Source organism: Bradyrhizobium sp. IC3123, from assembly GCF_020193625.1.
Taxonomy (GTDB): domain Bacteria; phylum Pseudomonadota; class Alphaproteobacteria; order Rhizobiales; family Xanthobacteraceae; genus Bradyrhizobium; species Bradyrhizobium yuanmingense.
The window spans coordinates 283,131-296,032 of sequence record NZ_JADYVF010000005.1 but is presented as its reverse complement, the minus strand read 5'-3'; the positions used below and the strand labels follow the sequence as shown (position 1 = coordinate 296,032).

The 12,902-nt window shown below is 66.2% G+C and carries 13 protein-coding genes; 4 read left to right on the top strand and 9 right to left on the bottom strand.

Features of this window, described 5'->3' with window-relative positions; translation table 11 throughout:
• Positions 1 to 16 precede the first annotated feature (16 nt).
• Together I6F20_RS18925 and I6F20_RS18920 are read left to right on the top strand one after the other, a co-directional pair.
• Entirely contained in the window at positions 17 to 1,018 is a 1,002-nt protein-coding gene (locus I6F20_RS18925; RefSeq protein WP_225127357.1) for a quinone oxidoreductase family protein, read from the top strand.
• 2 nt (positions 1,019 to 1,020) lie between these two features.
• Positions 1,021 to 2,076 carry a YeeE/YedE family protein gene (locus I6F20_RS18920; RefSeq protein WP_225127356.1) on the top strand — a complete coding sequence of 352 codons (1,056 nt, stop codon included), beginning with the start codon at positions 1,021 to 1,023 and terminating at the stop codon, positions 2,074 to 2,076.
• Here the strand turns inward: I6F20_RS18920 and I6F20_RS18915 are convergent.
• Positions 2,055 to 2,969: a DMT family transporter gene (locus I6F20_RS18915; protein WP_225127355.1), complete on the bottom strand. Its 915-nt coding sequence runs from the start codon at positions 2,967 to 2,969 to the stop codon at positions 2,055 to 2,057. The two genes, I6F20_RS18920 and I6F20_RS18915, sit on opposite strands and share 22 nt — an antisense overlap.
• Positions 2,970 to 3,052: 83 nt before the next feature.
• Here I6F20_RS18915 and pdxR point away from each other — a divergent pair, with 83 nt between their 5' ends.
• Positions 3,053 to 4,498 (top strand): MocR-like pyridoxine biosynthesis transcription factor PdxR, encoded by a 1,446-nt coding sequence (gene pdxR, locus I6F20_RS18910; protein WP_036004905.1) that lies wholly within the window; start codon positions 3,053 to 3,055, stop codon positions 4,496 to 4,498.
• A gap of 10 nt (positions 4,499 to 4,508) precedes the next feature.
• Here the strand turns inward: pdxR and I6F20_RS18905 are convergent, their stop codons facing one another.
• The 4 genes from I6F20_RS18905 to I6F20_RS18890 all read right to left on the bottom strand — a co-directional run bounded on the left by I6F20_RS18905 (position 4,509) and on the right by I6F20_RS18890 (position 7,992).
• Positions 4,509 to 5,732: a bifunctional alpha/beta hydrolase/OsmC family protein gene (locus tag I6F20_RS18905; RefSeq protein ID WP_225127354.1), complete on the bottom strand. Its 1,224-nt coding sequence runs from the start codon at positions 5,730 to 5,732 to the stop codon at positions 4,509 to 4,511.
• Between the two features lie 25 nt (positions 5,733 to 5,757).
• The gene (locus I6F20_RS18900; RefSeq protein ID WP_036025737.1) at positions 5,758 to 6,417 is read right to left on the bottom strand and encodes a sulfite oxidase-like oxidoreductase; all 660 of its coding nucleotides are present in this window, start codon (positions 6,415 to 6,417) and stop codon (positions 5,758 to 5,760) included.
• 85 nt (positions 6,418 to 6,502) lie between these two features.
• Positions 6,503 to 7,726: a cytochrome P450 gene (locus I6F20_RS18895; RefSeq protein ID WP_036025735.1), complete on the bottom strand. Its 1,224-nt coding sequence runs from the start codon at positions 7,724 to 7,726 to the stop codon at positions 6,503 to 6,505.
• A gap of 56 nt (positions 7,727 to 7,782) precedes the next feature.
• Positions 7,783 to 7,992, bottom strand: a complete 210-nt coding sequence (locus I6F20_RS18890; RefSeq protein WP_018648108.1) for a ferredoxin — start codon at positions 7,990 to 7,992, stop codon at positions 7,783 to 7,785.
• Between the two features lie 138 nt (positions 7,993 to 8,130).
• Here I6F20_RS18890 and I6F20_RS18885 point away from each other — a divergent pair, with 138 nt between their 5' ends.
• Entirely contained in the window at positions 8,131 to 8,778 is a 648-nt protein-coding gene (locus tag I6F20_RS18885; RefSeq protein ID WP_036025733.1) for a TetR/AcrR family transcriptional regulator, read from the top strand.
• Here I6F20_RS18885 and I6F20_RS18880 read toward each other — a convergent pair.
• The 4 genes from I6F20_RS18880 to I6F20_RS18865 form a co-directional block, all read right to left on the bottom strand.
• Positions 8,775 to 9,413, bottom strand: a complete 639-nt coding sequence (locus I6F20_RS18880; protein WP_225127353.1) for an aspartate/glutamate racemase family protein — start codon at positions 9,411 to 9,413, stop codon at positions 8,775 to 8,777. The two genes, I6F20_RS18885 and I6F20_RS18880, sit on opposite strands and share 4 nt — an antisense overlap.
• A gap of 168 nt (positions 9,414 to 9,581) precedes the next feature.
• The gene (locus I6F20_RS18875; RefSeq protein WP_225127352.1) at positions 9,582 to 10,592 is read right to left on the bottom strand and encodes an amino acid ABC transporter substrate-binding protein; all 1,011 of its coding nucleotides are present in this window, start codon (positions 10,590 to 10,592) and stop codon (positions 9,582 to 9,584) included.
• 12 nt (positions 10,593 to 10,604) lie between these two features.
• Positions 10,605 to 11,954: an aspartate aminotransferase family protein gene (locus I6F20_RS18870; protein ID WP_225127351.1), complete on the bottom strand. Its 1,350-nt coding sequence runs from the start codon at positions 11,952 to 11,954 to the stop codon at positions 10,605 to 10,607.
• A 3-nt stretch (positions 11,955 to 11,957) separates the two neighbouring features.
• On the bottom strand, positions 11,958 to 12,830 hold the full coding sequence (locus tag I6F20_RS18865; protein WP_225127349.1) for a MurR/RpiR family transcriptional regulator: 873 nt from the start codon (positions 12,828 to 12,830) through the stop codon (positions 11,958 to 11,960).
• Between the last annotated feature and the right edge of the window lie 72 nt (positions 12,831 to 12,902).

The following is a 12,902-nucleotide window of genomic DNA, read 5'->3' as shown; positions in this document are numbered from 1 at the left end:
AATCGCGGGTCTTTTCATGTCAGCCGATGCCAAAACCGTCGAAGCGCGCTGTGTGCGCCTCAGCGCCAAAGCTGAAAATGCCGCTGCGCTTGCGCCGACAATTGAGCGGCAGATGCTTGCGCGCGGGCCGAACGATCTTCTGATCGAGGTGAAGGCTGCCGCGCTCAATCCCTCCGACGTCAAGGCTGCCACCGGGCTGATGCCCTATGCCGTGTTCCCCCGGACCCCCGGCCGCGACTATGCCGGCGTGGTGATTGACGGGCCCGCCGCCACCATTGGGAACGAAGTGTTCGGCTCGTCCGGGGACCTCGGCATTCGTCGTGACGGCACTCATGCGAGCCATCTCGTGGTCGAAGCCGATGCGGTCGTGGAGAAGCCGAAGACTGTGTCCTGGGAGGAGGCCGCCGGCATCGGCGTGCCCTTCGTGACCGCGATGGAAGGCTTTCGCAGGGCGGGCGTGCCGAAGCGCGGCGAGACCGTTCTGGTTTTCGGGGTGAATGGCAAGGTCGGTCAGGCCGCGGTGCAGATCGCGACCTGGCTGGGCGCGCGCGTGATCGGTGTGGTGCGCAGGGCGGAAGCCTATGAAGGCCACACCAACGCGCCCATCGAGGTGATCGACGCCTCCGCCACCGAAACCGCCGCGCGCGTGCGCGAATTGACCGGCGGCAAGGGCGCCGACGTCGTCTTCAACACGGTCGGCGATCCCTATTTCCAGGCCGCGCACAAATCGCTCGCGCTTCGCGGCCGCCAAATCCTGATCGCCGCGATCGACCGCATCGTGCAGTTCAACATCCTCGAATTCTATCGGGGCCAGCACACTTATGTCGGCATCGACACGCTGGGTCTATCCTCGGCCGCGACGGGTGCGGTGCTGCGCGACATCGGGCCGGGTTTTGCCAGCGGCCATCTGAAACCGTTTCCGATCAGGGCGAATGCGATCTATCCGCTGGAGCGCGCGAAGGAAGCGTATGTTGCGGTCGCCGGCTCCTCGCGTGACCGGGTGATCCTGAAGCCGTAACCATGGAATCCACGCAACTCGTTATCCTCGCCGGCCTGGCCATCGGTCTCGTCTACGGTGCCGTTGGCCTGCTCAGCGGTTTCTGCCTGATGAGCAGCATGCGCGGGTTACTGGCTGAGGGCGACGGGCGGCTGGTGCGGACCTACGCGCTCGCAATCGCTGTTGCGATCGCCGCGAGCCAGTTCCTCGCCGGCAGCGGCACGGTCGATCTCGGCAAGTCGATCTATCTGCAGCAATCGTTTTCGCCGGCGGTGCTGTTCCTCGGCGGCCTGCTGTTCGGCTACGGCATGGTGCTTTCGAACGGCTGCGGCTCGCGGGCGCTGGTGCTGCTCGGCCGCGGCAATCTCCGCTCCTTCGTGGTCGTGATCGTGCTCGCGATTGCCGCGCAGATGACGCTGAAGGGCCTCATCGCACCGGCGCGCATTGCGCTGGTCCAGGCAACGCAAGCCACGGCTCCTGCCAATTCGCTGCCGTCGTTGCTGGCGACGCTCGGCTTCACGGAATCGCTTTCACGCGCGCTCGCCGCGGCCGCGACAACCGTGGCGCTGAGCCTGTTCGCTTTCGCGCATCCAGCGTTCCGCCGCTCACCCGGCCAGATCGTAGCGGGCATCATCGTGGGCCTGCTCGTCGTCGGCGGCTGGCTGGCCACCGGCTATCTCGGTGCCGACGACTTCAATCCGGTCCCCGTGACCTCCCTTACGTTCGTCGCGCCGATCGCCGATAGCCTGCAATATGCCATGCTCTCGACTGGACTGACGCTCAACTTCGGCATCGCGACGGTGGCCGGCGTCTTCGCCGGCAGTCTGGTGACGGCACTCGCAACTGGCCGCTTCAAGCTCGAAGGCTATTCCTCGCCGCGCCACATGCTCCGCTCAGGGACCGGTGCCGCGCTGATGGGGATCGGCGGCGTGATGGCGTTCGGCTGCTCGATCGGGCAGGGGCTCACCGGCGTGTCTACGCTCGCGCTGGGATCGTTCGTCGCGGCTGCCGGCATCCTGCTCGGCACCGCGGCGGGCCTGCGCGGGGTTCTGCGGGTTCAGCCTCTCGCGGTGGCCTGACTGCGCAACAACCGATCGCCCAGCGTCGCAAGGCCGATGCCGGAGACGATCAGCGCGGCCGCGACGGCAAGGCTCGCGTCGATGGGTTCACCCAGAAGGATCGCAGCGCTGGCGATGCCGACCAGCGGTGTCCCGGTGGTGCCGAGCGACGTCGTCAGGGCTGAGATGCTCTTGTTGACCATCGACATCGCCCAATAAGCCAGGACCGTTCCGACCAGGCCCGAATAGAGAAACAACAATACGAGCCTCCACGACCACTCCACATGCGGGAGGCCATCCACAGCTGTCGCGCCGACCGACAGCACGATCGTTGCCACGAGCACCTGCCAAAGCAAAAGCTGAAGCGGAGATCCGATCCAGCGATGCGCGCGGATATAGATGATGTTCGCAGCCCAAGAGATCGCGGCCAGGATGACCATGCCGGCGCCGAGCAGCACGTTTGGGTTGGTCCAGTCGATCGAGGATGGATTCAGGATGACGGCAAGGCCGATCAGCCCGAGCAGAGCGCCGGCGAGCTTCGGCGCCGTCAGCGTGTCCTTGCCGAAAAGGGGCGCGGCGAGTGCGACCCAGAGCGGCGTGGTGTAGCCGAGCACGATGCCCTTGCTTGCGGGCAGGAAGCGAAGGCCGCTGGCAACCAGGATCGAGAACAGCGTCATATGCAGCAGCGCCACGCTCAGGATCACGGGAAAGTCGCGTCGCTCCGGGATCACGAGATTGTTGCTCAGTCCGAGCAGCACGAACAATCCAACCAGCGCGATCCAACTCCGGATTGCCGCGCTCCACAACGGCGGGACGAACTGCACGAGCTGCTTGGTCACCGACCAGTTCACGCCCCAGGCCAGCACCACGATGAGGAACAGGCCGATGGCCGCACGGGGTGACAGGGTGTTCATGTCGCAGGTCCTTGAAGCAGTCCGAGCCGCCGGATAGCATCCCGACTGGCATTTGAAAAAGTGCCAGATTGGAGAAGAAGAGAGTGCCAGTATCCGACACGACGATCTCCGCGTTGATCGAGCTGAAGCGGACCGATGGCGAGGGGCTGGTGGCGCAACTGACGAGCCAGCTGCGAGGCCTGATCGCGACCGGCCGCCTCGGCAAAGGCCGCGTTCTGCCGTCGAGCCGACGGCTTGCGAGCGATCTCGGCGTCTCGCGCAACACCGTCACATACGCGTTCGAGCAGCTCGCGGCCGAGGGATATGTCGCAGCGTCTCATGGCCGCCGTCCCGTGGTCATGATCGACGGCCACGAACGCATCGAACGGGGCGCCGTCGCAGCGGGCGAATGCGTCGGCAAACTGCAGCTCTCGCCTTGGGCTACGAAGCTCCAGCAGGCCGACTGGCCGATGTCTTATCGAGGGGAGCTCAAACCGCTGCGCCCGGGGCTGGGCGATTTCAGGGAGTTTCCGAACGAGGTCTGGGCACGGTGCCTGCGCCGCAGCGCCGTGCATGCAGGCAGGCGCGAGCTGGGACCGGTCAACCGGCTGCGCCTGCGGGAGGCGCTGACGCATTATCTGGCGACGAACCGGGACGTCCGCGCCACGGCGGAGCAGATCATGATCCTGCCGAGCGCGCAGGCCGCGCTGACCTTGATTGCTGCCACACTCATTTCACCGGGCGATCATGTATGGGTTGAAGACCCCGGCTATCCCGGCGCGGCGGCTGCCTTTCACGCATCCGGCGCGCGCCTGACCGGCATCAGGCTGGATGAACAGGGCATGCAGCGAATGCCAGGCCTTGGAGCTCCCAGGCTGATCTTCATGACGCCGTCGCATCAGCACCCAACCGGCCGGTTGATGTCGCTGGCCCGTCGAACCGAGTTTCTCGCGGCAAGCCGGCCCGGCAGGACCTGGATCGTCGAGGACGATTACGACGGCGAATTCCACTACGACAGCCGGCCGGTGCCGGCCTTGCAGGGGTTAGATGCCCATGGCCGTGTGTTCTATGTCGGCACATTCTCGAAGGCGATGAGGTCGGACATCCGGCTCGGCTATCTGGTAGCGCCGGCGGCGCTGGTCAGTACCTTGGAGATCGCGCAGCAGCACATGGGACTGATCGCCGCCAGCCACATTCAGGAGGCGCTGGCCGAATTCATCGCCGATGGGCACTTCCTCGCGCATCTGCGCCGCATGCGCCGGCTCTATCACGCGCGCCGCGATCATCTTGTCGAGGAGCTGCAGCGGCATCTCGGTGGCATGCTCTTGGTCGAGGTGCCCCCCGGCGGTATCCAGCTCGTCGCCCGTCTCGAGCGCGGCCGCACTGATCGGGCGGCGGTGAAGCGGCTGGTCGAGGCGGGCGTCGAAACGCGCGCCTTGTCCAGCCTGGCGCTCGGCAAGCCGCGCGATCACGGCCTGCTGCTCGGCTTTGCGGCGTGGCGCGAAAACGAGATCAGCGCGGCCGTGCGCACGATGGCGTCGTGCTTCTAGTGGGGCATCGCTACTCCACCGCTTTCGTCACGATCCGGATCTCCGACGTCAGCGTCCGGTGCACCGGGCACTTGTCGGCGATCTCCATCAGCTTCTTGCGCTGCTCGGCATCGAGCGCGCCGTCGATCGCGATGTCGCGCTCGATCTGGTCGAGCATGCCCTCGCGGGTCTCGCACTCCGCACAATCCTTAGCGTAGATCTTGGAATGCTTCAGCGTCACCGTGACGCGGTCGAGCGGCAGCGACTTGCGGTCGGCATAGAGACGCATGGTCATTGAGGTGCAGGCACCTAAGCCGGCGAGCAGGAAATCGTACGGGCCGGGTCCGGCATCCGCGCCGCCAGCCGCGAGCGGCTCGTCCGCCACCAGATGATGCGGGCCGACGGTGATGGTCTGGTTGAACTTGCTCTTGCGGGTCTCCTGCACCACGACCTTGCGCGGCTCCTCCAGCAGATCCATCGCCTTCGCGGGCGTCGCTGCATCGACGTAACGGCTGGCCCAGGCCACGATCACGTCGGCGGCGTAGAGCGCGTCGGCAGGCTTGGTCAGAAGATGATCGGCATGGTCGAGCGAGACGAAGCTCTTGGGGTGTCTTGCTGCAACGAAGAGCTTCGTTGCGTTGTCGATGCCGACGGTATCGTCGAGGGGCGAATGCATCACCAGCAGCGCCTTGTGCAGGCCGGTGACGTCCTTCATCAGCTCGTGCTCGGCGATGTCGTCGAGGAATTCGCGCTTGATCCGGAACGGGCGTCCCGCGAGCGAGACTTCGACCTCGCCTTGCGCGCGGATGTTGTCGAGATGCTCCCTGAACAGGCCGGTGACGTGGGCGGGATCCGAGGGCGCCGCGATGGTGGCCACCGCTCTCGCCTCGGGAATCCGTCCGGCAGCGGCGAGGATCGCGGCGCCACCCAGGCTATGGCCGATCAGGATCGAGGGCGCCTTGCGGGTCTCGCGCAGATGATCGGCCGCGCGCACGAGATCGGCAACGTTGGAGGAGAACGTCGAGTTGGCGAAATCACCGCCGCTGGAGCCGAGCCCGGTGAAGTCGAAGCGCAGCACCGCGATGCCCTTGGCGGCGAGCGCGACCGAGATGCGCTTGGCCGCCAGCGTGTCCTTGCCGCAGGTGAAGCAATGCGCCAACAGCGCGAAAGCCGCGGGCTCGCCGTCAGGCAGCTCCAGCGCGGCCGCGAGCTGATGGCCGCCTTCGCCGGTGAATTGAAAGCGTTCCGTCGGCATGGGCTTCCCCCCGTCTTGCTCGAACCTAATCGCCCGAATAGCGCTGCTCGGCCCAGGGATCACCGCGGTTATGATAGCCGCGGACTTCCCAGAAGCCCGGCGCGTCCTCGGTCAGGAATTCGATGGCCTGGAGCCATTTCGCGCTCTTCCAGAAATAGAGGTGCGGCACGACCAGCCGCACCGGGCCGCCATGCTCCTCCGTCAGCGGCTGGCCGGACCAGCTGTGGGCGAGCAGCGCGTCCTCGGCGGCAAAATCCTCCAGCGCGAGGTTGGTGGTGTAACCGTCATAGGAATGCAGCACGACGAAGCGGGCATCCTCGCGCGGCTGGCAGGCCACCAGCAGCTCGCGCGTGGCGAGCCCTTCCCACTCGTTGTCATAGCGCGACCAGGTCGTGACGCAATGGATGTCCGAGGTGAACCGGGACTGCTTCTGCGCGGCGAATTCGGCAAAGGTCCAGAACGCGGGGGTCTCGACCGCGCCATAGACGTCGAGCCGCCAGCGCTCGCGCGAGACCGGCGGCGTGACCCCGAGATCGAGTACCGGCCAGTCCTTGGTGAGGTGCTGCCCGGGCGGAAGCCTTTGATCCTCCGGGCGTGTCATCTTGCCGGTGAGAAAGCGGCCCTCGCGCGCCCACTTCTCCTTGGTGCGCGTCAGCTTGCTGTCGGATGGCGTCTCGTCGGTCATGGCCTGTGCTCGTGGCGATGCATGGCGGAGGCGTGCTTGGTGTCGCGCCGCCATGAAAGGCCTGTCCGCTTCCTTTGGGAAGGCCTTACATCGCCTTTCCGAGCAAAAATGGCAACTGGCGGGGGCCGCGCACCGTTCCTTGCGACCAAGTCACAGTGCCTGCCGGATCGAGCCGGAAGTCGGGAATCCGCTTCAGCCATTCCTCCAGCGCCACCTGCATTTCCATGCGCGCGAGGTTGGAACCGACGCAGCGGTGGATGCCGAGGCCGAAGGCCGCGTGACGATTCTCGCGCCGGTCGATCACGACTTTGTCAGCGTCCGGAAACATCGTGGGGTCGCGGTTGGCTGCCGGGAACGACAGCAGCACCATGTTGCCCGGCTTGACCGGACAGCCGGACACCGTGGTCTCCTTGACCACCTCGCGCGCCATCGTCACCGGCGAATAGGCGCGCAGCAGCTCCTCCACGGCGGTTGGAATCAGTCCGGGCTCGGCGATTAGCCGCTCGCGGTCGGCCGGCGTCTTCGCAAGATGCCAGAGCGAGGAGCCGATCGCGCTCCAGGTGGTGTCGATGCCGGCGATCAGCAGCAGGCGCAGCGAGCCCATCACATGGGTGTCCTCGAGCGGATTGCCGTTCTTGTCCCTGGCGTTCATCAGGTAGGAGATCAGGTCGTCGGTGGGCTTGCTCTTGCGCGCTTCGATGTGGCCGCCGAAATAGGCCGTCATCTCCTGCACGGCCTGGAGCAGCTTGCTCTCGTCCTTGATGCCGAGCTCAAGGATCATGTGGATCCAATTGATGAAAAGGTCGCTGTCGCTCTCGGGAATACCGAGCATGTGCGCGATCGCCCGAACCGGGATGTGCTTGGTGTAGCGCGCCGCAGCGTCCACCCTCTGCTCGGCGATGAAGTCGTCGATCAGCTCGTTGCAGATGGCGCGGACGCGCGGCTCGAGCTTCTTCATCGCGTCCGGGGTGAACGGCGGCAGCAGCAATTGCTTGGCCGGCTTGTGCTCGGGCGGATCGGAGGTGATCGGCGGGGCTGCGTTCCTGCTGGTGATTTCCGGCCGTACGTCGCGGACGATGATGCGGCGGGAGGAGAAGTGCTCGGTGTCGTTGGCGATCTCGCGCACGGCCTCATAGGTCGTCGGCAAATAGCAGCCGAGGAAGCGTTTCGTGTGCACCACGGGGCTTACGGCTCGCAGCTCGTCCCAGATCGGGAACGGGTCCTCGGTCCATTGCGGATCGGTGTGGTCGAAATCATGAACCCAGTCGGTGACGGGCGGATGGGCGACAGGCTGGTCGACGTCGGACATGGCAGGGAATCCCTTGGCTCGTGTTCGCTGAACGCAGCGGGGCGGCAACGGCCGCACTATTCCTCGATCACATCGATTGCGATTTCCGGGCAGTTGGATTTCGCAAGCCAGGCCTTGTCCTCGAGTCCCGGAGGGACGGTGCCGTCACCAGCTTCGTGCGCGTTGCCGTATTCGTCGAGCTCGAAAAGCTCCGGCGCGAGCGCCTTGCAGCGGGCATGGCCCTGGCATTTGTCGGGATCGACGTGAACCTTCAGTCGCTCTGCCATTCTCGGCTTCCTTGGTCGTGTGCGCGCGAGGGCCCGAAGGCGGCGCGTTTCCTCATCTCGGTTCTATTTAAGTTATATACTATTACATTCGCGGCGGGCTTCCCTTGTCAAGCGGGAACTTGTAGGCTTCGCCCCGACATGCGTTCACGACCAGCCCGCAAGCCCGCGAAGACCTACCACCATGGCGATCTCCGCGATGCGTTGATCGAGGCCGCACTGCAAGAGGCAGAGCGGGGCGGCGCGGAGGCGATCAGCATCAAGGCGCTTGCCAAGAAGCTCGGGGTCTCGCAGCCGGCGCCATACCGGCATTTTGCCGACCGCGAGGCGCTGCTCGCCGCCGTTACCGCGCAAGCATTCCGGCAGCTCTCGGCGCTCTTGCGTGATGCGATGGCAAAGCCGTCGCAGCAATCGAAGCTCTCGCGGCTCGCACAGGCGACGCTCGATTTCGGCTTGCGCCGGAATGGCATCTACCGCCTGATGTTCGCCTCGCGCACGGTGTCCTGCGCGGCCAAGGGCAGCGAGCTGCACGAGGCGACGCGGGAGACCTTTGCGCTCGTCATCGAAGCTCTGGAAGCGCCCGCCGTGGGCTATTTGCGCGAACGGCAGGCGCTCAAGATCTGGGCGGCGCTGCACGGCGTGGTGATGCTGGCCGAGCAGGGCCTGTTCACGGGCGAGGCGGCGCATGCCACGCGCGAGGAGCTGGTCGAGGATTTCGTCAACGAGACGAAGGCTGCGCTTGCGGTCGCGATCAAGGATGCGCGACGTCGGACCAAGGCCGGCGCTTAACCCTTCGCCTTCAGCAGCTTCATCAGCTTTTCGACCGCGCTGTCCGGCGTGGTCACGACGGGGCGGCCGGCGGCCTCCGCGACCAGCGGCGCCGTCGCGGCGATGCTGAATTGCGCCAGCGCGATGACGTCGCAATCGCGCAAGCTCCGTGAGGCCTCCGCGATCAGCCGGTCATGCGTGGCGCGGTCGCCGCGGTCGAGCGCGGCCAGCGCGCCGTCGGCGAGCTTCGGCACCACCTCGACGGAGGCGGGAAACTCGGGCGGCATCGACGCCAGCGTCGGCGGAAAGGTCGAGAGCAGGCCGATGCGCCGGCCGATGGTCACCGCCCTGTCGATCATGGCCTCGTTCGGCTTCAGCACCGGCATCGGCGCATGCGCGCGCGCGACGGCCTCGATGCACGGGCCGAAGGCGGAGCAGGTGAACAGGATTCCATCCGCTCCCGTCGCCGCTGCATAGTCGCCGAGCGCGAGGAACCGTTCCGTCATGGCATCGTTGAGTTGCCCGTCGCGGGCGAGATCCGCCGAGAGACTGTCGTCAAGCAGGTTCATCAGCCGCGCCTCGGGCCACGCCTGCGCAAACGCTGCCTCGATCGGGGCGATGGAATGCTTGAGGGCGTGGATAAGGGCGATGCGCATGGGGGGCTCGATGCTTCTTCTCCCTCTCCCCGTTCTTAAGGGGAGAGGGTCGGGGGTGAGGGGCTCTCTCGGCACAAAAAGGTGAGAGTTGGACGCGCGGAAACTCCCCCTCACCCGGGTTGCTGCGCAATCCGACCTCTCCCCGCAAGCGGGGAGAGGTGAACTCCCTTACTTGAACGGAATGGCGTACATCAAGCCGCCTTTGCTCCAGAGACCGTTGAGGCCGCGATCGAGCTTGAGCGGGCTCGCCTTGCCGATATTGCGCTCGAAAATCTCGCCGTAATTGCCGCCGACCTTGATCGCCTTGACCAGCCATTTGTTGTCGAGCCCGAGCCGCGAGCCGAGGTCGCCGCTGGCCCCCAGCAGCCGCTGGATCGCAGGCGTTTGCGACTTCGTCATCTCCTCGACATTGGCTTGCGTGACGCCGAGCTCCTCGGCCTCGATCAGGCCGTAATGCAGCCAGGTGATGATGTCGCTCCAGACCTCGTCGCCGTTGCGGGTGAAGGGTCCGAGCGGCTCCTTACTGATGGTCTGCGGCAGCACAATGTAGTCGGCTGCGTTCGGCGCGGCCGTGGTCACCGCGCCGGCGAGGGCCGAAGCGTCCTGGGTCATCGCATCGCAGCGGCCGCCGAAGAAGGTCTGGTACATGGTGTCGACGCGGTCGAACACCAGGGGCTTCCAGTCGATGCCGTTGGCGCGGCCGTAATCGCCGAGCGTGACCTCGTGCGTGGTGCCCTGCGCGACGCAGACGGTGGCGCCCTTGAGGTCCTTCAGCTCCTTGACGCCGAGGTCCTTCTTCACGACAAAACCCTGGCCGTCGTAGAAGTTGATCGGACCCTGCCGCAGGCCCAGCGTCGCGCCGCGCAAATAGGTCTGCGTCGAGTTGCGATAGAGCACGTCGATCTCGCCCGATTGCAGGGCGGTGAAGCGGTTCTGAGCCGTCAGCGAGACGTAGCGCACCTTGGTAGGATCGCCCAGCACGCCGGCCGCCAGCGCGCGGCAATAATCGACGTCGAGACCCCTGTAATTGCCTTGCGAGTCCGGCGCCGAGAAGCCGGCAAAACCGGCACTGACGCCACACACCAGCGTGCCGCGGCTCTTCACCGTATCGAGCGTCGCGGCCGCTGCGATCACCGTCGATGCCGCGAGCAGGCCCGCTGCGATAACCACTTTCCTCATACTACTCTCCCCTCACTGATTGACACTACGCAACACGCTGTCGACGGCCGTGCCCAGCTTGTCGACGATCAGGTCGATTTCGTCCGCCGAGGCGATATAGGGCGGTGCCAGCAGCACGTGGTCGCCGCGCACGCCATCGACGGTACCGCCGCTAGGATAGCAGCCGAGGCCACCGGCAAAGGCCTCCGCCTTGATCTTCTGGTGCAGCTTGAGGGCCGGATCGAACGAGGTGCGGCTAGCGCGATCGGCAACCAGCTCGATCGCCCAGAACAGGCCGCGGCCCCTGATGTCGCCGACATGGCGATGATTGCCGAAGCGTTGGGTCAGGCGCTGCTCGAGCTGCTTGCCGCGCTCCTTCACGCGGTCGAGCAGGCCATCCTCGCGGATCACATCCTGCACCGCGAGCGCCGCAGCGCAGGCGAGGGGATGCGCCAGATAAGTGTGGCCGTGCTGGAACGCGCCCGAACCCGAGCGGATCGTGTCGATGATCTTGCCGCTTGCCAGCATCGCACCGATCGGCTGATAGCCGCCGCCGAGCCCCTTTGCGATCGCCTGGATGTCGGGGGCGACACCTTCTTGCTCCCACGCATGCATCGTGCCGGTGCGGCCCATGCCGCACATGACCTCGTCGAGAATGAGCAGCGCACCGTGACGGTCGCAGATCTCGCGCATCGCTTTGAAGTAGCCGTCCGGGGCGGCCACGGCGCCGGCGGTGGCGCCGACGACGGGCTCGGCGAGGAAGGCGGCGACGGTGTCGGGGCCGAGCCGCTGGAACTCGGCTTCGAGCTCGGCGGCGAGACGCGCGACGAACTGCGCATCCGACTCGGCCTCGCGCTTCTCGCGATAGGCGAAGGCCGGCGTGACGTGGCTGAAAGCGGTCGAGAGCAGCGGCGCATATGGCGCGCGACGCCAGGCATTGCCGCCGGCGGCGAGCGCGCCGAGGGTGTTGCCGTGATAGCTCTGCCGCCGCGCGATGAAGTGCTGCCGCTGCGGCTCGCCGCGCTCGATGAAATATTGCCGCGCCAGCTTGATGCTGGCTTCGATTGCCTCCGATCCGCCGCTGACGAAATAGGCGTAGGCGAGCCCGCCGGGCTCGTGTCCGACCAGTATTTCAGCAAGTGCTTCCGCCGGCTCGGAGGAGAAGAAAGCCGTATGCGCATAGGCGAGGGTGGACGCCTGCTTGGCCATCGCCGCGATCACGCGCGGATGCTGGTGGCCGAGGCAGGAGACCGCCGCCCCGCCGGAGGCATCGATGATGCGACGTCCGTCCTCGGCGAAGAGATAAACGCCCTCGCCGCCGATCGCCTTTGGCGGGGTTTCGCGCAGCGAGCGATGCAGCACGCGGCTGGTGCGAGTGCTCATGGGTCAACCTTTCTCCGGGACGTAGGTGGAGGCAGCAGTGAGCCGCGCCTCGGTGTTTTCCAGCCGCTTCTTCGCGGCGGCGCCGCCGAGCGAGAACGTGACCGCCGCGAGCGACTGCGCGATCGCGATCGCGCCCGTGAGACTGGGGAAAAAGCCGGGCGAGGAGGCTGCCTCGAACAGCAGCACATGGTCGGCGCCTTCGGCCATCGGTGCCGACAGGCTGTCCGCAATCGCGATCAGCGTCGCGCCGCTGCGATGCGCGGCCTGCGCGACGCGGACGCTCGCATGCGTGTAAGGCAGGAAGCCGATGACGATGACGGCTTCGCTTGGCCGGAACGCGCCGAGATCGAGGTCGTCGGGCCCGGACGTGCCGACGAGCTGCACCTGTTCGGGCCGGAACAGGCGCAGCTCGTAGTTCAGGAGTTCCGCGACGCTGCGGCAGCTGCGATAGCCCGCGATCCAGATCCGCTTGGACTCATGCAGCGCGCGCGCCGCTTCCGCGATCGGCTGTGCCGGGATGCGCGGAAGGCCGGCGGCCTCGGCCTCGAGCTTGTCGAGGATGAGCGTAACATCGGCGTTCGGCCCGTGACGGCGGCCTCTTGTGCGGCCGGAGAAGGGCGCGGTCTGGGACGGCCGCCGCGCCTCGGTCAGCGCCGCACGCAGCTCGTCCCATCCGGAATAGCCGATCGCTTTCGCAAGCCGCGTGAACGCGGCGGGATCGGCACCGGCTTCCGCCGCGAGATCGCGCATCGAGCGGGTGGTGGCATCGTAGTCGTTGGCGGCGACGAAACGGCCGACCTCCTGTAAGCGCAGGGGGAGCGACGGCAACGCGATGCGCAGTTCGCTCAAGGGCGAGAATTTCGCGGGCTCGGCCATGAAACATTTGTTGCATGAATCTGAGTTCGATGCAACAGTTGACGTGCGCGCCGGAAATCGCTGCATTCGACG